The sequence below is a fragment of the Streptomyces sp. NPDC015127 genome (assembly GCF_043080095.1).
Taxonomy (GTDB): Bacteria; Actinomycetota; Actinomycetes; order Streptomycetales; family Streptomycetaceae; genus Streptomyces.
The window spans coordinates 1-19113 of sequence record NZ_JBIBVE010000015.1; the positions used below are offsets into that span (position 1 = coordinate 1).

The window sequence follows — 19113 nt, forward strand, 5'->3', positions numbered from 1 at the left end:
CTCTACGACGAGACGAAAGCCTTCCCAAACCAGCCACTGGCAGATCATTCCGCCATCGCGGCTTGACGCTTATCCGCGTGGGATGTCTTGTCGCCGCCGAGGTCGTCGGGCCGGTGCACGAATGTCCGCCGCCCGGCCGGCCGACGCGGATGCGTTCCATGACCAGGATGAATCGCGGGGCATCGCCCTACTGGCCCGGGGTGACCAGCAGGGCCGGCGGGCGGCGCCCACCGTCACCGACGAGATGGATCTTGCAGGTCAGGCCCCCGGGAGCGTCCGAGTCCGAGCCGGCCCTCGAGCAGGTGCCGCAGAAGGTGGGCGCCGGCCGCGGGCTCGGCTGCGTCGTTCTGTACGCCGTCGACTGCACCGAGGCCCCGCAGAACGCACCGCTGCTGCCCCTGGGAGCGTGCGCCGAACGTCGCGGAGCAGCCCGGCACCCCGGCTGTGCTCCCTGTGCGGCGCAGGGGGCCGAGCTCGCCCCGTCGCGGCTTCGGCCATGGCTTCGGCGGCGAGGACTGACCCCCTTTGCGCGCGCTTCACGCGCTCGTACTGGCAGATTCTCAGCGCGACGGCAAATGCTCGGTGGCTGTGCAACCTTTCTGGCTCATCCGGCCGATGCAGCCCCACCCCGTGGTTGTGACATACCCGAAGTACTGGACGGGCTTTTGCGGTACGGCCTCGGTGGTAATGGTGCCGCTTCCCTTCGGGATGCGTTGTGTGTGGTAGCCGGATGTGTCGGTGTAGGAGGCGTTGATGTGCCACTTGCATGTATGGGTGGACACCTCGGGCTGGATGCGGAAGGCCATGTTCGACTGACCGTTGCCCAGTTCGATGACGTTGTAGTGGAAGTACAGCTTGCCCTGGGACTCGCCGTCGTCGAGGACGTACGGTCCGTTCGGCTTGTCTGCCTTCCCGCCGGTCAGGTCCCACAACAGGCCCTGTCGAGGCTCGGAGCCAGCCGGTGGAATATGGACCACGGTCTGCGCGGTGGGTGCGCTGCACGTGTCCTTCACGGCGGTCATGCCGTTGATCGTGCGTCCGGCGCTGCGGTCGCTGTTCAGATTCAGGTTGAACGTCTGGGCCTCGCCGCGGTTCTCATTGCCGTCCTCCCGAGGCGCGATGTGCGACGCCTGTTCGACGATTCGGCCGCCGAGAGACTTCATGAACGCCCAGACCTGCGACGCATCGCCTTTTATCGCCGTGAGGGTGGCCTGTTCACTCGCGGTCAGTGGCCGGTCCAGCAGCACGTACAGGGCCTCGGGCATGTCCTGTTCGTAGTCGCGGGGGGTGATGGTGGAGACGAAGGCGGGCTGTTCGCGGTCGACGGTCTTCTCCGCGTTCTTGTCCGAGCGGGCTCGGTCAGTGGACGTGGCCCGGTCCAACGCGTAGTTCGCGTAGTAGGCGAACACGAGACCGCCCAGGACCACGACCGCCGCGACCACCATGTACAGCGCCCGGTGCTTTGGTTGGAGCGTGCGGATTCCAGGCAGGCGTTCGTCAGCCCAAACGTGCCAGGCGGTCGGTCCGGGCGGCGGGGCGGGATGCTCCGGGTCGGGATCCGGGGTGCCGTTGTGGACTCGGGCGGCCGGCGGGGTAGGGGCTGGTGCTGCGGCGCCTTCATCGGGGTCCTGTGCACCAGAGCCGGAAGACGGTGGTGGAGCGGGTGGCGTCGTAGCCATGGATTCCCCCGGAATTCCGGTGTGATCGGATTCGTATGCCTTCGCCAACCGCTCGCCCAGAGAGCGAGTTTCAGCGCCATACGGCTGAAACCTCGATGACGCGAGGCTGTTGGTCGCCCACCTCATGTTGCCGATCCCGCTGATCGGGCACCGTCATCCACCGCGCGGAACGGAGCGAAGACCATGGTGAGCAGCGGCGCCAGCCAGACGGCTACATCGTCCCAGCGGGCGAGGAGCCAGGCGGAGAGGGTGATGATGGGCCTGCGCCGGTGGCTGCGTCCAGGGCGTACACGTTCCCGTCGTTGCAGCCGACGTACACCAACCCGCCGGCCACCACAAGCGACGATTCAACCTCGCCGCCGGTGGTGAAGGCCCACTTCTTGGTCCCGGTGGCTGCGTCCAGGGCGTACACGTTCTTGTCGTCGCTGCCGACGTACACCGTCCGGCCAACCACCGCCGGCGACGAGGAGACGCTGTCACCAGTGGTGAACGCCCACTTCTTGGTCCCGGTGGCTGCGTCCAGGGCGTACACGTTCTTGTCGCGGCTGCCGACGTACACCGTCCCGCCACCCACCGTCGGCGACGAGGTGACGAAGTCGCCGGTGGTATAGGCCCACTTCTCGGCCCCGGTGGCTGCGTCCAGAGCGTGCAGGACCCCGTCGGCACGGCCGAAGTACACCGTCCCGCCACCCACCGTCGGCGACGAAGAGACGAAGCCGTCGCTGGTGGTGGTGAAGGCCCACTTCTTGGTCCCGGTGGCTGCGTCCAAGGCGTGCAGGGCCTCGTGCCCATTGGCGTACACCACCCCGCCAACCACCGCCGGCGTAAAGTCGAACGCGCCCCCGATGCGAGAGGCCCACTTCTCGGTCCCGTTGGCTGCGTCCATGGCGCGCAGGATCCCGCTCTCACTGCCGAAGTACACCGTCCCGCCAACCACGGCCGGCGACGAGAAGCTCCAGCGGCCCTCGGGGAAGGTCCAGTCGCTGGTGTCAAACACCCAGTTCTTGGTCCCGGTGGTTGCGTCCAGGGCGTACAGAACCCCGTTGGCACTGCCTAAGTACACCGCCCCGTCAACCACTGCCGGCGACGAGGAGACGGAGAAGTCGCTGGTGGTGGTGAAGGCCCACTTCTTGGTCCCGGTGGCTGCGTCCAGGGCGTACACGACCTCGTCGTCTTCTTCACTACTGATGATGTACACCACCCCACCGACGACCGCGGGCGATGAAATGCTCTCGCTGCCGATGGTGCGGCGCCAGGGACGTGGTGTGCGGGCATCCCCGCCGCCACGACCGTCGCCACCTCGACCACTGCCGCCGCCGCCGCAACCGACGGCGGTGATGCCGGCACCGACTGTGGCAGCAGCGCCAAGACCGAACCGCAGGGCTGCGCGGCGAGTGATGCGTCTGGACCACGACGGGGTGCCCGCACCCGGATCCGGCACGTGCCCCGCGGTGTGAGCCACGGCGGTAACAGCGGGACCGCGGGCCGCTGCCACGCTGCCATGGTTCGACTCTCTGGCGGTCCGGGCCTCACGAACGAGCTGTCGCACGCAGCATCGAGACCGGACGCTGATGATGTCGGCAGGACGATTCACGGTCTCAGAATATGGATCCCTTTCAGGGCGGACAGCGGTTTCGGCAAACGGAGTCCGGACCTCAGCAGCCCGACGGCCGACTCTGCCTGGCCGCTGCGCGCTGCAGACTCCGGCTACCAGGGCCTGGCCACGCTCGACCTGGTCGTGCATCCTGCCTGGCCGGTGGGCGCCGACCCACAGCGGACGGCCCTTGCTGTCGTCAGTGACGGTGCACTTGTGGGTGTTCTGCCGCCGCTTGCCTGAGACGAACCGGCGCCTTCCGGGCCGGTGGGCGGCGGGTCGGAGGACCTGGATTTCGGTGCCGTCCAACCGCAGGCGCACACCCTCGGCCTGGGCATAGGCGAAGAGGTCGGCCAGGGTGCGCGGGCGGAACCGGTGGGGGTAGCGAAGCCGCGGACGGCCTGCAGCGGCCTGATCTCTCCGATGGCCTTGGTCACGGGTGCACCGGTCGACGTCGAACAGCTCGTGCCAGGGCCGCGTGGGTGAGGTCCAGCCGCAGGTGCGCGAGGGTGACCAGGACCCGGTCTACCCGGCCCGACGCCTCGCTGATCGCACGCAATGGACGACGAGTTGGACATCGCCACTGTGATAGTCCTGAAGATCAGGTCGAGTCGGGTAGCCCCTCAGTCCTCGGGGTCGCGCAGGCCGACGCAGTCAAAGGCCCAAAAAGCCTCTGAGTAGACGAAGGTGCCCGTCATCCATGGCTCGTGAGCGGACAACCGGGCGACCTGAAACGCGGCTTCAGGGATACGCAGCGACGGCGAACGAAAGCCCACCGCGCTGGCACCCTCGAAGCCGCGCGTGCCGTAGTAGCGCGGCGAACCCTCCAGGAATACCAACGGCACACCCTGGCTGTCGGCCGCCTCGAGGGCGTGGGCGATGAGCTGCGTACCGATGCCCTGACGCTGGAACTCCGGGACCACGCCCAGCGGTGACAGCGACAAGACGTCCACGATCCGGCGCGGAGCGTCCAACCGCGTCGCGCTCAGCAGTACATGCCCGACGACCCGGTCATCAACGACAGCGACAAAGGACATCGGCGCCAATGCAGCCTCCGCAACGCGAAGTGCCTCCACGAGCCCGGGAACCCGATCGCTGTCACCGAAGGCGCGCGTATGAACCTCGCGCACATCTCGGTGATCGTCAGCGGTCTCTTGCCGGATCACCAGCCCGGCACCATCGGGAGCGATCCGGGAGCCTTCAGGCGCATCGTGTGACGTCATGGCCGCGAGGGTAGATCGCGGGGCGGCTCAGGCGCGAGGCAATTGCGCACCAGGCCGTAGACGCTGGGAGCCCGGCAAGATCGGCGAGACACCCCCTAGGAGTCCTGCGCCCGCACCAGCACGTCGCCGACGGCCGTGCGGTAGTAGAGCACGGAGCGTCCCGCACGGCGGCGGCCGAGCAGCCCGGTGTCGAGGAGCACCTTGAGGTGGCGGCCCACCGAGCCGAGCCCCTGGCCCGTCATCGCCACCAGGTGCGTCGTGCTCATCGGGCTGTCCAGGAGCACCAGCACGCTCGCCCGCCCGGCACCGAGCAGCCTGGCCAGTGCCTCCGGAGCGGCGGCCCGCTCCGGCTCCGCCAGTGTGCCCGAGCACGGGTACACCACGGCGTTCCGGTGCACCGCGCCGTGGGAGTCCGGCCGGTCCATGGAGATCCATCCTGTACGTGGCGTGACCGGCACGAGTAGTAGCTGTGATCCCATCAATTGCCGGGGCGGGAAGGCCCGGGTGTTGATCTGCAGCCGGTTGCCGCCCAGCCACCGCATCTCCGGATGCATGTCGTCCAGTGCGGCTGCCCAGCCCGCCCGGCTCAACTGGCCCGTACGCGCGACCACATCTGCCTCAATGACGCGCCGCCGTCGCGGCCAGTCGCCCGCCACCGTCTCCCGCCACACCCACTCCAGCAGGTCGGTGGACCTCGGAGTTCAAACCGCTGCTCGCGTCCACTGCCGCGCGACGCTCGTCTACGCCGCGACCGGCTCACCGCTCCTCGCCGCCCTCAGCATGTTCGGCCCGTTGCTGGCGCAGGTGATCGGCGCGAGTTTCCTGCTGTCGGCTGCGGACCGCCTGCCGCCGCGCGCCGCAACCGTCGGCCTGGCGCTCTTCTTCGCCGTGGCCACCACCACTCTGGCCGTGCCCGGCCTGCCCGTGGGGGCGACCTTCGCGATCCTGTCGGTCCAGGGCATGCTCGGCTCAGTCGGCGGCGGAGTGCGCTACGGACTGCTCACCGAGATCCTCCCCGCAGAGGGCTACCTGCTCGGCCGCTCGGTGCTCAACATGTGCGCGGGATGCCTGCAAATCTGCGGCTATGCCTTCGGCGCCGTACTCGTCAACGTCCTGACGCCGCGCGGGGCACTGCTCACCGGCGCCGCCCTGTTCGTCGTCGCCGCGGTCGTCGCCCGTGTCGGTCTCGCGAGACGGCGGCCGCGCGCGAATGGCCGTCCGTTCGCGAGCGATACCTGGCGGACCAACGCGCGCCTGTGGGCGGAGAAGCCGCGGCGCGTCGTCTACCTCGCCCTGTGGGTGCCCAACGGGCTCGTCGTCGGCTGCGAGTCCCTCTTCGTCTCATTCGCACCACGCCACGCGGGGCTTCTGTTCGCCTGCGCCGCGGTCGGCATGCTGGCGGGGGACACCCTGACCGGCCGCTTCCTGCCCGGACACTGGCGCGACAGATTCGGTGCGCCGCAACTGCTGCTGTTGCTCGCTGCCCCGTATCTGATCTTCGTCCTGCACCCGGCGCTGCCCGTGGCGCTCGCCGCCGTGGCCGTGGGATCGATCGGCTTCTCCGCCAACCTGCTGCTCCAGGAACGCCTGATGTCCCTGGTTCCCAGCGAGCTGAAGGGTCACGCCCTCGGACTGCACTCCTCAGGGATGTTCACCATGCAGGGCGTCGCCGCGGCGGTCGCGGGCGGCATCGCGCAGCTCACCTCACCCGCAACCGCCATGACCGTGATGGCCACTGCCTCTGCTGCGGTCACTCTCGCCCTCACCCGCGGTCTCCGGCGCATGGCGGCGGCCGGAGGTGTGCCGGCCGGAGCTGACGTCGGCCGCGAGCTCACCGACAAGGGCAAGGGCCTCAGGTCGACGGGCACGGCCTGAGGACGGCCCAGCCGCCAAAGACGCCTTCGGTGGCTTGCGCTGCGCGGGTTTCTTCACGGGCGCATTCCCGGCTGTGCTCTTCTTCGCCGCCGACGAACCGGTCGCCATGGAGCAGCTGCACGAGACACGCCCGCGGCCCGCACAGCCGCACCCGCTGGGCGAGTCAACTCTCGGGAGATGCGGCAGGCGCTTCGGGATGAGGCAGACCAGCAACGGGTGTTGGTGATGCCGAAGAAGGTGGAGGGGCATCTGGGTTGAATCGTCGTGGAGTTCCTTCGCCGGTGGCGAGTTCGTCGAGGCCGCGTGCCGGCGCGTGCTGTGCGAGGTTCAGCACGTATACCGGTCACAGCCGGACGATGAGCAGGGCGATGTCGTCGCGGGCGCCTCCGGACACGCCGAGGTGGGCCAGCAGGGCATCCGCGAGGCGTTCCGGGCTGAGGGTGCGGTAGCGGCCGAGGGCGTCGGTCAGGCGGGCCAGTCCCGCGTCGAGGTCTTCGCCGCGGCGTTCGATCAGGCCGTCGGTGTAGAGCACGAGGGTGTCGCCGGAGGTGTAGGGATGGCCGGCCTGCGGGCGGGGAACGTGCTGGGGTCGGGCGCCCAGCGGAGGGTCGGTGGCACGGTCCAGCAGTTCACAGTCACCGTCCGGGTGCAGGAGGACGGGTGGTGGGTGGCCTGCGTTGCTGTAGATGATCAGGTGGCTCCGGGTGTCCACCAGTGCCTTGAAGGCGGTGGTGTTCAGCGCGCCGTCCACCGACCGGGCATACAGGCCGAGGACCTCCAGCGCCTGGGCGGGCCGCTCCAGGGCGCGGATGGCGGCGCTGAGAGCGCTGCGCAGCATGCCCATCACGGCGGCGGCTTCCAGACCGTGGCCGACGACGTCGCCGACCGCGACCGCGAAGCGGCCGTCCGACAAGTCGGCCAGGTCGTACCAGTCGCCACCCACGTTCAGCGAGCCGGCCGCGGGAAGGTAGCGCACCGCGACGTCCTGGTGCCGTGCCAGGTCGGGTACCTGGAGCATGGCCTCCTGCAATGCAACAGCCACCTCGCGCTCCCGGATGTGGGCCCGCCGCAGTTCTTCGTTCAGCCGCTGCAGCTCACGAGCCCGCGTATAGAGTTCAGCCTCCAGTGCCTGCCACTCGGAAAGCGGCCTGTCGGCGGCGGTATGGGCCTTGACGAATTCGGTGACGTCCTCCACCCGGTGGATGATCCACACAACGTTCCCGTCCGGTCCGAGGATCGGTGTGTTGACGGGAGACCACCATCGCTCCTCGAACGTACCCCGCTTGCCCATGACGGGGATGTCGTACCGCTGCAGCGCGATCGTGTCCGGCTGCCCTGTCGCCAGGACCCGGCGCAGGGAGGCGCTCAGATTACGCACTCCGTCGGCATCGGGGTCGGCCGGATTGTCCGGGAAGGCATCGAAAACGTACTGCCCGATCAGGGACTCCCGGCTGCGACCGGTCGCCTCCAAGTAGGCACGGTTGACCTCGACGATCACCAGGTCCGGGTCCAGCACCAGATACGGGCTCGGCGTGGCGGTGAACAGCGCCGCATAGTCCATCCCCGCCATCGCCACCGCCTCCCGCATGCGGTCCACAGCCCGACTCGTCTCTCCACGCTACGGCCCGCCCAGCGCACACGCCCGCCACGGCGGCGGCGTCCCGCCTGAGCGACCACTCGCGGTACGGGTACGTGGTCACCCGGTGGAACAGGGCAACTCCTGCCCGGTCATGATCACCCCTACAGCCACCCGAGCCGATTGGCAGTCCAGACCGCCAGCGGGACCCTCGGTCGCTTCGGGCGCGCGGGTGTACGGCCGCGGTGGCAGCCTGCGGGTGCAGCCGGCCGGAGACGGCGCCCCCGGCACTCGCTGGGGGGAGGATCGGTGCCGGCTCAACCTCTTGATGACAAGACGGTGGCATCCCTGATCGGGGACGCCATCGCCGCCCTTCATTGCACAATACGCAGCCCTGGCGGTTCTCCCACCCTCGCGCCCGAGGACCCGGATCTGCCGGAAACAGTGCGGATGCTCTATCCGACGCGCCCCGATGCGATGACGAGGCGTGGCTGAAGGCCGCCGGTGGCGTCCGGCTCCTCGGTGGTCGCCGAGGCGATCGGCTACGCGTACCGGCAGCATCCGAACGTGACCATTCGCGAGATCGTCCTCTCGGCCACCGGGCAGGAAGCGTGACGCCTGCCCTACGGATGCGTGACGCGTGCCGTACACGCGAGAGCCCCCCACCGACGCGCGGCGCGGGGTTCTCGGTCCGGGTGCGGTCGCCCGGGCGCTAGGAGCGGCTGGATTCCGGGTCGTGGAGGGTGATTGCCCCGGAGGGGCAGACACCGGCGGCCATCTGCGCGGCCGCGCGATGGGCGGTGGGCGGCTCGGCGTGCAGCAGGAGCACGCGGCCGTCGTCGGGATCCTGGTCGAAGACCTCGGGGGCGGTCATGGCGCACATCCCGGCGCCGATGCAGCGCTCACGGTCGACGCTCAGGCGCGTCGTCCTCATGACTCTTCCTCGTCCCAGGTGACCGGGAGGCTCTTCACCCCGTAGATGTCCGCGGTCTCCGGGCGCAGGCCAACCTCTTCAGCCGGTACGGCGAGGCGCAGCGTGGGGAAGCGGTCGACCAGCGCGCGGAACGCGACCTGCATCTCGACGCGGGCCAGCTGCTGCCCCAGGCACTGGTGGATGCCGTGGCCGAAGGCCAGGTGCCCGCCGACCTGCCTCTGGAGGTCGAGCACGTGGGGATCGGCGAAGCGCTCGGGGTCACGGTTGGCGGTGTTGTACGAGAGGATCACCGGCGAGCCGGCCTTGATGGTCCGGCCGCCGAGTTCGACGTCTTCCAGCGCCGTCCTCATGAACGTCTTGGCGACGCTCAGATACCGCAGCAGCTCCTCCACGGCCCGGTCGGCGAGTGCGGGATCGGCGCGCAGCGCGGCCAGTTGCTCAGGGTTCCGCAGCAGCGCGAAGGTGCCGAGAGCCAGCATGTTCGCGGTGGTGTCGAGCCCGGCCGCGAGCAGAATCAGGCTGATCCCCTTCAGCTCCTCGTCGGTCAGATCGCTGTCGGTGAGGTCGCTGAGCACGTCGTCGGTGGGGTGCGCACGCTTGGCGGCCACCAGTTGCGCGAGGTAGTCCTGGGTCGCGGTGTAGGCCGCCATCAGGTCCTCGTCGCTTGTCTCCCCGTTCATGAACGAGTCGACCTGCTCCTGGAAGGAGCCCCGGTCCTGGTACGGCACCCCCAGCAGTTCACAGATGATGATGGCGGGGACGGGCTTGGCGAACGCGGTCACCAGGTCCGCCGGCGGGCCGGCCTTCTCCATGGCGTCCAGGCAGTCGGCGGTGATCTGCTCGACGCGCTCGGTGAGCAGTCGCATCCGCCGTACGGTGAACTTGCCCGCCAGCGGCTTGCGGTAGCGGCGGTGCTGTGGGTCGTCCATGAGGAGGAACTCGCCGGGCGGCGCCGCAGGGACCTCGATGTCGCCGTAGTCGATGGTGGGGTGGAGCATGAGCTCTTTGCGTGAGCTGAACCGCGAGTCGGCCAGGACCGACCTGACCAGGTCGTATCCGGTGATCAGCCAGCCGGGTTTGCCGCCGGGGAAGGTGTAGTGGCTGATGGGGCCGTGCCGGCGGGCGTCGATCAGTTCTGCCGGCGGGTCGAAGGGGCAGCCGGGCTGACGTGCCGTCGGTAACGTCGTGACGGTGTGGAGGGACTCACTCATGGCCATTCCTCATCTCGCGATATGGCGTGTTTGAAGCTGCCCGAAAGCTACGTTGCATTCAGAATGGCTGTCAATCGACAGAAACGCGTATTCCCTGGTCGATGGCGTCAAGTTGATGCAATGGCGCTGAGCTCGAATGCAATGCTGCGTTGCAATGGGTGCCCGCGAAGGCAATACTGGCGGCATGCCAGGAGGACGATTGACGCAGCAGGAGCGCCAGCGCATCGCGGCCGGACTCGCCGACGGGCTCTCCTACGCCGAGGTCGCCAGGCGGCTCGACCGGCCGACCTCGACGATCAGCCGGGAGGTCGGACGCAACGGCGGCCCGGCCGGCTACCGGCCCCAGCAAGCGCACCAGGCGACGGTCCAGCGGGCGCGGCGTGGCACTCCGGCACTCCCACGCGCGGCCGGACCATCGGGCGGCGCGATGGAAGAGGAGATCATCGAGCTGGCGGTCAGGTCGGGGATGCCGAGGTTGACAGCGCGCGTGCACGTCGACCTGTTGCTGTCCGAGGACGGCAGGCGCACCGCAGCCGAGTTGACCCGCAGGCTGAGGGTCAGCCCTGCGTCCGTCTCCGTGGCCGTTAACTTCCTGGTCCAGCACGGGTATGTCCGCCGCGAGCGCGATCCGCAGCGGCGTCGAGACATCTACGTGGTCGACGACGACGCCTGGTACAACTCGATCCTGATCAGCTCGCGGCAGACGCTCGAGGCGGCGCAGGCCGCGATGGCGGCGGCGGAGACGTTCGGGCCCGACAGCCCCGTGGGACAGCGGTTGGCCAGGGGAGGGACGTTCCTGGAGCGGGTCATCCAGGACATGGTGGAGTCGGCGGACCGCTGGCGCGCCCTCCTGTCGTGATGGTCCTCCTGGAGTGGGTGCACGAACTCCGCGACGGCCAGGGCGCTATGGAAGATCACCGCGTTCGTGAGCACGGGGGGGCCGACGTGCGTACGGCTCACCGAGCACGGCCGCGTTCGGCGTGACGGTCTCCCACGACGAACACGTCATCCGGCTCGGAACCCGAACGGGCCGCAGTGGCCGCCACTCTCCTGGGACAGCCGGCACCGACGCGAGGAATACTGCAATGGACGACGAACCGCTGAAGGGGCGCAGGGTGATCGGCGTCGCCGAGTCCGGGATTGCTCGGCGTGCGCCGCGGCTTGGTGCGCATGGGCTGCTGCCTGAACGCGATCGTGGTGGGGTCAGGCCCAGCTGCTTCCGTCCAGGCAAGCACCGGGGCCGGGGACTCCCAGCCGGAGTCGGCCAGGATGCGCTCGGCGCGCTCGGGAAGTCGAGACCGGGAACTGCCGCCGGAACCTTCAGAGGTTGGACAGCCGTGCCGGGCCGACCGCGGCATCGAGCGCCGACCACGTGTTGGCGCAAGCCGTGGCTCCAAGGCGATGGACGAGGGCGCTCATGTGCAGCTCTCTCCAGGTTTCACGCTCACGACAGCCGTCCACGGCAGAGAGACTTTGCCGCTCTTCTCAGAGCTGATCTCGACGTGTTGCTGGTCGGCAACGATCAACTCGCCGCACACAACGCCTGTGCCCGTCCTTACGACAACCGGATGCGTGTCGGAATGCTCCGTCGTCACCCATGCCACGACGAGCGCACCGACCACCAGGATCACTCCCAGGACGCAGCAGAGGGAGGCCCAGGCCAGCGCCCGTGTCACCCGCGCCACTTCCTGCTCGGTCCAGCGGCGCAGCGCCTGCCCGCCCAGGAGGATCTCGCGCTCCGGAGCCCCGTGCGCGGCCCGTACGGCCAGGAGGGAGCCTGCGGTCAACACCAAAAAGGCGATGACCATCAGTCCGGTGGCAATCGCGCGGGCCGCTTCCGGAGCGACTCCCGTACATGGGGCTGCTCCCACACGGCCGCGTTGTCGCCGTTGCCGGCAGGGGCACGGGCGTCGGAGGGCACCAAGTAGTCGGTGGCGCCGATCCGCACGCCGTGCCCGGTGAAGTAGAGGAGCAACGTGCTGCCGGGCGGCGCGCTTGCGGAGAGGCCGGAGATGCACTCGGTGATCGCATTCCGGGTGGGATTCAGCAAGGTCTCCACCAGGTAGCCGCTGCCCTGCAGGGCGTCACCCAGGACCTGCAGATCGGCATCGACCGCTGTCGCCAGGGAGGGAAGAAGGTGCTCCGCTCCCGGATTCTCGCCCACGCCGATGAGCAGGGCTATCCGTCTGTTGTCTTCCACTCAGCCCTCGTTCCCCTCCGACTCGCCCATACTTTCACCCGGCGTGGCCGTGGCGGGGCGGATCGGTCGAGTGGCCGGCGGACGAGCCACGGTGCACGCTCGGGATCCCGTTGCACACGCCGACGTCCCTCAACCCGATTGCGCTACGACGGGTTGCCGCAGAATTGTCCTGAGCTTGGCGGGGTCAGTCCTGCGTGGGTCGTTGAGGTAGATCTCGTGGTGCAACCCCGCCTCCCGCAAGTTGTTGGCGGGGAGGTAATCGTGGTGCAGCCTGGTCAGGATCGGTGTCTCGTCGTCGTAAGGGCCGATGTGGAGGACCTGGGCGCTGGTGCCCTCGTGCAGCGTCTCTGACCGAACGTCCGGAATGGCCGGAAGCTTCTTCTTGGTCAGGGCCGTGTGCTTGGCGTCTTCGATCATGCCGCCAGTGATCCAGTCGGGGACGTTGATGAGCAGTCTCCACCGCCAGTTGTCCTTGAGCCTGGCCAGGAAGTCGTCCATGTCGTCCGCCCACCACAGCCCCTCGAGTGGGCCCACGACGAAGTCCTTGCCAAGGTCGCCTCTGCTCGCGAACTTGGCGGTATAGGCGACCGCATAGAGCGCCTCGACCGCCTGGCGGTACGCGGCGCTGGTGTTCGGGTCGCCGTGCCCGTCGATGGCGAGGAAATGGAGCTCGGGGATGTCGACGAGTTCCCAGTCGGTGTTCTTGGGCGAGTAGCACTTCTTGAGCCGGCGCTTGACGTCGTACGTGGTAGTCATGCCGAGGAACCTTACTGTGAGTAATTGTCATTGCGGATCAGTATTGTTCGGGCTGACCCGTCCGTCTCGCCCGCACCGCCGGCCTCGACGCCCCCCTCGCAGGCGGAAGGCCACAGCAGAGCTCCTGCGACATGCCTCCGGAGTGCGTGCCCGCCGCAACCTGCCCGAGGAGATACCGCACGACGCCCGTGGTGTCGGTTGTGGCGATCAGGGCTGGGCGGACAGCCACTGACGTCCCCGCGGTCGGCGGTTCAGGTGGTGCCGGGGTTGAGGCGGGCGGCGAGGAGTGCGATGTCGTCGTCGGCGGCCGCGGGTGTCAGGTGGGTGAGCAGGCGGTCGCACAGCTCGTCCAGGGATGGCGCGGGCTGTGTGAGGAGGTGGGTGAGTTCGGCGAGGCGTGCGTCGATGTCTGTGCCGCGGGCTTCGACGAGTCCGTCGGTGTACAGGAGGAGGGTGCTGCCGGGCTGGAGTGTGATGTCGGTGGTGATGAAGGGGGTGCCGCCGACGCCGAGTGGGACACCGGGGGGCAGGTCCAGGAGGCGGGCGGTGCCGTCGGGTGAGACGGCGGCGGGCGGGGGGTGGCCGGCGCGGGTGATGCGGCACAGGCCGCTCACCGGGTCGATGATCGTGTAGAGGAAGGTCGCGAGCATCGGCTCGGCGAGGTCTTCCAGTGCTGCGTCCAGCTGGTGCAGGAGGTCCTCGGGGCGGAGGTCGAGGCGCGCCAGGGCGCGGACGCTGGCGGAGAGCCTTCCCATGACGGCTGCGGCCGCGGTGCCGTGTCCCATGACGTCGCCGATGGCGAGCGCGGTCTTGCCGCCATCGAGGCGGATCACGTCGTACCAGTCGCCGCCGACTTCGTTGACGTCGCTGGCGGGCAGGTAGCGGTGGGCGACCTCGATCATCACGGGCGAGGGGATGTACTGGGGCAGCATGCTGCGCTGGAGGATGAGGGCGGTGTCGTGTTCGCGGTGGTAGAGGCGGGCGTTGTCCACGCAGACGGCGGCGCGGGCCGCGAGCTCAACGGCGAGGGTCACGTCGTCGTCGGTGAACGGGCCGACGGGCCGGCTGCGGTACAGGGTGGCGAGGCCCAGCACGACGCCGCGGGCGAGCAGCGGGACCATCATGAACGAGTGGACTCCCTGCTCGAGAAGTCGTGCCGGTGCCGTTGAGTGGCGGGCCGCAGGGGCGATGGCTTTCTCGTCGAGCCGTGCGACGACGAATGGCTCGCGCTCCGCGAGGGCCTGGGTGTAGGGCGCTCCGGCGGGGAAGGTGAGGGTTCGTCCGAGCGGAGCGAGGATGTCCGCGATGCGCGACCCGGCCAGGGGAGCCTTTCCCAGGCGGCGCAGAGCGGTTCCGCCGCGCAGGCCCGGGCCGAAAGCGTCGCCCGTTGCGAGTGACTCGAGCACATCGACCGTGACGGCGTCGGCCAGGGCGGGAACGGCGACATCCGCGAGCTCTTGCGCGGTGCGCTCCAGGTCGAGACTGGTGCCGATCTTGACGCTGGCTTCGTTGACCAGGGCCAGGCGGCGCCGGCCGGCTTCGGCTTCGAGGTGTTCCCGCTGTTGGGCGGTGATGTCGATCAGGGAGGCAGCCAGCCCGATGGGTCGGCCGTCGGAGTCTTCCAGTCTGACGTAGGAGCAGGACCAGACCCGGTCGTGGTCGGGGTCTGCCGGAGTGCGGCCGGTGCGACGGAAGTCGAGGACCGGTTGCCCGGTGGCCAGGACCTGCTGCATGGCGGATTCCATGTCCACCGCGTTCACCGTGGGCAGCAGCTCCACCACGCGGCGTCCGATGTGGGCGTCCTCGGGCAGGCCGTTCATAGCCTGCAATGCCTGGTTCACGCGCAGGAAGCGCAACTGAGTGTCGAACACGGCGATGCCGACCGGGGAACGGACGAACAGCCCGTCCCATACCGCGGAGGAACCGCGGATGCCTCGTGCCGTATGGGCGTCTGCGGCAAAGATCAGCACGGTGGTGCCGCCGCGGTGGCGCGCCGGAACGGGTGCCGCCCAGATCTCCAGCTCGATCGGATGTCCATCGCGGTGCCAGGTGGTAACGGTGGCCATGACCCCGCGATCGGTGGTCGCGCCGGCCCACAAGGACCGGCCGAGGCTGCCGTCGGCGCCAGGATGCAGCAGGTCGCCGATGGATCGGCCTACGACTTCCCGTGAGGCGTAACCGAGCAGGGCCTGCGCCCCATGGTCCCAGCGCACGATCGTCCCATCAGCGCTCGTGGCCACGACCGCCACCCGCAGTTCCCCCAGCCAGCCGCCCGCATCCCAGGCAGCACCACCGGCCACGTCGTCCACAGGCCGCATCACGACACTCCGCACCTGCCCATCCGCCCCGCACGGCCCCGTTCTCCAGTATCGATGTGCAACCGCCACCTCGCCCCTTCAGTTCCGTGAAGTTGCTCTCGATGACGTGGATGCCGTCTTGGCCATCCACGGCACCGACGACGTGACAGGGCACCTGTCGTGTGAACCACGGACACGCGAGCGGATTGGCCAGATCGTCGCTCGCACCCACCGGGCGGCTGCAGCCAGTGGCGCGGCGAGTCGCCGGGAGAGCGCCGTGCTCCTGTTGGGGCGGCGCACGGCGAGTGCCCGAGGACGGGCGGCCGCTCCGGTGGAGCCGAGGCCGCAGTCGCAAAGCGCCGGCCGTCCGTAGCCGCCCCGATCACCGGCGATGCCACAGCACGCGACGGCGCTACGGCGGTATCCGGCTACACCGGACCTGGCCCGGAGACCGCCGGCCCGGTACAGGTGAGCCATACGGGGGCCGCCACCGCCGGCGAGGGCGGACTGGCCGACACCGGGTGCCTGGCGATCGCAGGCCGGCGTGGCCAAACAGCCGCCACGGCCGTGCCCTGGTCACCACGCGCCGCCGTGATGCCGCTCTGACCGGGGCAGGGCGACGCCTGGTGGCCGTGGGCCTGTTCACCCCACCCGCCCGCGCGCCCGCGGCGCCCGCCTTGGCCGCCCGCCGGCTACGGAAAGGGTCCCGCCCCGTCGGCATGCCCGGGGGCGGGACCCTCCCGCATGCCCGCTACCGCTCGTACCAGTTGCAGCCGTGATCCAGGAAGAAGATCGGATTCATGGCGTAATCCCAGGACACATCAGGCGCCCACCCCTCCAGGTCCCACGTGTCGCCGCTGAGCGGGCCTCCGCCCAGGTCGTAGGAGTAGCGGGCGTGGCAGGCGAGCTGCTTGTAGAGGGACGACCCCTGGTCGTCGCTCAGCCACCTGTCCGGGTACGGAACCTTGCTGAAGGACTGGTTCCACAGCCGGTCATAGCTGGTGTCCGCGGACTCGAACCCCTCCTCGGTCGGAAACACCGAGATGTCCACGTTGCCGTTGACGAGGTTGCGGGCAACCTCGGTGGCCTTCACCCACTCCGAGCCGATCGCGGCCTTGTAGCCGACACACTCCTCCTTGCACACCGGGTGGTTCGTGTCCCCGTTGTCGAAGCCCGTGCTCCACCACAGCACGGTGCGGTGGGTGGAGAACGTCTGGATGAACCCCTTGAGCTCCGGAGACGGGATCTCGTCACTGGTGGGGTAGCCGAAGTTGCCGCCCTCCCACCCCCACTCGCCCCACAACTTTCCGATCTGCCCCCACACCGGATGCGCACCGTTGGAGAGAGTGGGGTGCCAGTAGACGGTGCCGCCTTCGAACTGCTGCCGCTTGCCCTGACCGTCGGGGTTGGTCAGCTCGTCACCGACCGGATACCCGAGCTTGCTCGCCTCCCAGCCCATCGAGGCCCACTTGTCGCGGACCGCCCCCCACACCGGATGCGCGCCGGTCGTCGGCGTCCAGTAGATCGACCCGCCCTCGAAGTGGTTGTACCGGCCGCGCCCGTCCGGCGTGGGCAGTTCATCCGTCGTCGGACAGCCCAGGAGGGAGGTTTCCCCGCCCATCTGCTCGTACTTGGCCAGGATGTCTCCGACGACCTGACGCCCGCAGACGTCAGCGGCGGCAGAGGGAGCCTGGACGACCAGGGCTGTGACGGCGAAGAGCGCGACGGCGATTCCCCTTGACACAGAGCGCCGGTGACGCCGTCGAGATGGTGTCCTCACGCGATGTCCCTTCCGGGTGTGAATCATGGAACGCAAGGCAACTGCCTTACCGATGCCATGACTTGGATCGGGATCGGATCCGTAGCTGGTGGAGGCCGCTGACACGATGGCATGGGTGGGGTCATGGGCGTGCGCGGCGGCCACATCGCAGTTCTGCCCCAACGTCGAACCGGGAGCGCGCCTCGGTCCGGCGGCGCAGCCGTACGACGACGGTGATCGCGAGCAGCACCCCCAGATTGATGGTCAGCACGGCCTCACCCTCCCCCTCGGCAAACGCCGGACACCAGCACATGTCCGGTTTAGCGGGAACGCCGTGCGTGCGTTGTGATGTCCGGTGACGTTGGCGGGATCACCTCTGGTTGTTGGCTTGCGATGCTCGGACAGATGTCATACGCGCAGTCCATCGCGACTCGTTGACGATGCAGTCGTGAACTGCCAGGAAGTGCTGACGTACACCGACGTGGCACATGACGGGAGGAGTGAGCGGGCCAGGCATGCTGAGGCTGCGCCCGATGGCGCACGAAGACCTCCGGTGTTGTCGTCGGCCGAGATGTGGGTCGGGGCGGCGGCGAGTGGTGAGGGGCCAGCCAGCCTGTCGAGAACCACTGGGCGGCTCTTCGGCGAGGATCTGATGGTGAACCCCGGGCCGACGCCCAGACCGGCAGGGTCCTGCGCGCCCTGGGCTCCGGCGTCACCGATGAAGCAGCCGCACGGGAACTCGGCATGTCGCTGCGCACCTACCGCCGCCGTGTCGCGGAACTGCTCGCCGCCCTCGACGCGGGCTCACGTTTTCAGGCCGGAGTATGAGCGGGCCAGTTGGGCCTGACCTGCGGCCGACCGACTGGCGAAGTCCGTCGGCCACCGGCTGGTCTTCGCCTAACGGGCGAAACGCCCACCGCCCGAACGCGCGGCGGCCCCTCGCATCGTCCGGAGGTTCCGCCCGCACCTGACACCCTGGCCGGCGCCGTCGACGAAGGCGCGTCAGTGGTGGTGGCCGTGCCGGCCGAGAGTCTCCACGGGGGTCGCATCGGGGCGGGTCCACTGCGGCACGGGGCGGCTGGTCGGGCCCCACGTGGCGTTCCCGTCCGAGTCCGAGCGCCAGAACCAGCACGGGCTGCGCCCCTCGGGCCAGCCCTCGGGGTTGTCCTCCCACGCCTCGCCGCGACCGTAGGGCGTCATGTCGAGCAGGCCGAGGGACCCGTTGACCCGCTCGTTGCCACGGCCCGTCGTGGAGTAGGTGAGGAACACGCGGTCGCCGTCGCGCAGGAAGCAGGTGAGGTAGCCCATCTCGCCGCCGACCGGCGCGTCCACGTCGCGCACCGAGTACCAGGGCTGGGTGTAGCCCATGAACTCGACGTAGGAGGCCACCTCCTCCCACCGGCCCGTGGTCAGGATGGCGAACGAGACGCCGCGGGCGCCCAGGTAGACGGCGTCCTTCAGGTGCCAGGCCGTGGTGGTGCAGCCCTCGCACTGCCCCTGGTGCGGCGCGCCGTCGTACCACATGTGCTTGTAGACAACGAGCTCGTCGCGACCCTGGAACAGGTCCAGGAACGGGACCGGGCCGTCGGGTCCGACGACCTCGACCGTCCCGTCGAACTCCACCATCGGCAGCCGGCGGCGGGCCGCGGCGATGGCGTCGCCCTCGTGGGTGTGGGCCTTCTCGCGGACCAGCAGCTCGTCACGGGCCGTCTGCCAGGTGGCCAGGTCGACCACGGGCGGGCGGCCGGGAAGCGCGGTGGTCGGGTCCTCCGGCGTGGTCGGCATGATGTCCTCCGTGGTGTCTTGTGCCAGGCAGCGTCGTACGACGTCTACGACGGTTACCAGAACAGACTCACGACCCGGCCGGAACTCATCGCAGCGGCGCCCTCGACCGAGCCTGCATGGACCACGTCGGCTGACGGCCATCGGCCGAGAGATTCGGCCACCGGATGTGAGATCCGACCAGGTCCTGTAGGTTCTCACCGGCCGTGGCTCATGAAGCGCTCCTG

15 protein-coding genes and 3 pseudogenes are annotated in these 19113 nt (G+C 69.1%); 3 read left to right on the forward strand and 15 right to left on the reverse strand.

Annotated elements, in window-relative coordinates; translation table 11 throughout:
* Positions 1 to 86 precede the first annotated feature (86 nt).
* The 5 genes and pseudogenes from ACF08N_RS27565 to ACF08N_RS27585 form a co-directional block, all read right to left on the reverse strand.
* A pseudogene (locus ACF08N_RS27565) lies at positions 87 to 268 on the reverse strand (IS5/IS1182 family transposase); the annotation flags it as partial.
* Positions 269 to 560: 292 nt separating this feature from the next.
* Entirely contained in the window at positions 561 to 1445 is an 885-nt protein-coding gene (locus ACF08N_RS27570) for a hypothetical protein (protein ID WP_392327396.1), read from the reverse strand.
* A 445-nt stretch (positions 1446 to 1890) separates the two neighbouring features.
* Positions 1891 to 3594, reverse strand: a complete 1704-nt coding sequence (locus tag ACF08N_RS27575) for a PQQ-binding-like beta-propeller repeat protein (protein ID WP_392327397.1) — start codon at positions 3592 to 3594, stop codon at positions 1891 to 1893.
* Between the two features lie 302 nt (positions 3595 to 3896).
* Positions 3897 to 4439 (reverse strand): GNAT family N-acetyltransferase, encoded by a 543-nt coding sequence (locus ACF08N_RS27580; protein WP_392327560.1) that lies wholly within the window; start codon positions 4437 to 4439, stop codon positions 3897 to 3899.
* A gap of 152 nt (positions 4440 to 4591) precedes the next feature.
* Positions 4592 to 5191 (reverse strand): annotated as a pseudogene (locus tag ACF08N_RS27585) (ArsR/SmtB family transcription factor); the annotation flags it as partial.
* On the opposite strand from ACF08N_RS27585, the gene ACF08N_RS27590 reads away from it, so the two are divergent.
* On the forward strand, positions 5118 to 6371 hold the full coding sequence (locus ACF08N_RS27590; protein ID WP_392327398.1) for an MFS transporter: 1254 nt from the start codon (positions 5118 to 5120) through the stop codon (positions 6369 to 6371). The pseudogene ACF08N_RS27585 and the gene ACF08N_RS27590 sit on opposite strands and share 74 nt — an antisense overlap.
* A gap of 343 nt (positions 6372 to 6714) precedes the next feature.
* On the opposite strand, the gene ACF08N_RS27595 is transcribed toward ACF08N_RS27590, so the two are convergent.
* From ACF08N_RS27595 to ACF08N_RS27605, 3 genes are all read right to left on the reverse strand, one after another.
* Positions 6715 to 7959: a PP2C family protein-serine/threonine phosphatase gene (locus ACF08N_RS27595; RefSeq protein ID WP_392327561.1), complete on the reverse strand. Its 1245-nt coding sequence runs from the start codon at positions 7957 to 7959 to the stop codon at positions 6715 to 6717.
* Between the two features lie 700 nt (positions 7960 to 8659).
* Complete coding sequence (locus ACF08N_RS27600) at positions 8660 to 8881, reverse strand: ferredoxin (protein WP_392327399.1); 222 nt, start codon at positions 8879 to 8881, stop codon at positions 8660 to 8662.
* Positions 8878 to 10092: a cytochrome P450 gene (locus tag ACF08N_RS27605; RefSeq protein WP_392327400.1), complete on the reverse strand. Its 1215-nt coding sequence runs from the start codon at positions 10090 to 10092 to the stop codon at positions 8878 to 8880. The genes ACF08N_RS27600 and ACF08N_RS27605 overlap by 4 nt, the downstream gene beginning before the upstream one ends.
* A 184-nt stretch (positions 10093 to 10276) precedes the next feature.
* Between ACF08N_RS27605 and ACF08N_RS27610 the strand changes: the two genes are divergently transcribed.
* On the forward strand, positions 10277 to 10951 hold the full coding sequence (locus ACF08N_RS27610; RefSeq protein ID WP_392327401.1) for a helix-turn-helix domain-containing protein: 675 nt from the start codon (positions 10277 to 10279) through the stop codon (positions 10949 to 10951).
* A 556-nt stretch (positions 10952 to 11507) separates the two neighbouring features.
* Here ACF08N_RS27610 and ACF08N_RS27615 read toward each other — a convergent pair.
* The 6 genes from ACF08N_RS27615 to ACF08N_RS27640 form a co-directional block, all read right to left on the reverse strand.
* Positions 11508 to 11900: a hypothetical protein gene (locus ACF08N_RS27615; RefSeq protein WP_392327402.1), complete on the reverse strand. Its 393-nt coding sequence runs from the start codon at positions 11898 to 11900 to the stop codon at positions 11508 to 11510.
* Positions 11900 to 12292 (reverse strand): caspase family protein, encoded by a 393-nt coding sequence (locus ACF08N_RS27620; protein WP_392327403.1) that lies wholly within the window; start codon positions 12290 to 12292, stop codon positions 11900 to 11902. The genes ACF08N_RS27615 and ACF08N_RS27620 overlap by 1 nt, the downstream gene beginning before the upstream one ends.
* 129 nt (positions 12293 to 12421) lie before the next feature.
* Positions 12422 to 13048 (reverse strand): GyrI-like domain-containing protein, encoded by a 627-nt coding sequence (locus ACF08N_RS27625; protein ID WP_392327404.1) that lies wholly within the window; start codon positions 13046 to 13048, stop codon positions 12422 to 12424.
* A gap of 251 nt (positions 13049 to 13299) precedes the next feature.
* Positions 13300 to 15366, reverse strand: coding sequence for a SpoIIE family protein phosphatase (locus ACF08N_RS27630; protein ID WP_392327562.1), 2067 nt, complete (start codon positions 15364 to 15366; stop codon positions 13300 to 13302).
* 730 nt (positions 15367 to 16096) lie between these two features.
* On the reverse strand, positions 16097 to 17089 hold the full coding sequence (locus ACF08N_RS27635; RefSeq protein ID WP_392327405.1) for a hypothetical protein: 993 nt from the start codon (positions 17087 to 17089) through the stop codon (positions 16097 to 16099).
* 157 nt (positions 17090 to 17246) lie between these two features.
* Entirely contained in the window at positions 17247 to 17375 is a 129-nt protein-coding gene (locus tag ACF08N_RS27640; protein WP_392327568.1) for a hypothetical protein, read from the reverse strand.
* Between the two features lie 407 nt (positions 17376 to 17782).
* On the opposite strand from ACF08N_RS27640, the pseudogene ACF08N_RS27645 reads away from it, so the two are divergent.
* Positions 17783 to 17932 (forward strand): annotated as a pseudogene (locus tag ACF08N_RS27645) (DNA-binding response regulator); the annotation flags it as partial.
* A 174-nt stretch (positions 17933 to 18106) separates the two neighbouring features.
* Here ACF08N_RS27645 and ACF08N_RS27650 read toward each other — a convergent pair.
* Entirely contained in the window at positions 18107 to 18889 is a 783-nt protein-coding gene (locus ACF08N_RS27650) for a DUF899 domain-containing protein (protein WP_392327406.1), read from the reverse strand.
* Positions 18890 to 19113: the final 224 nt, after the last annotated feature.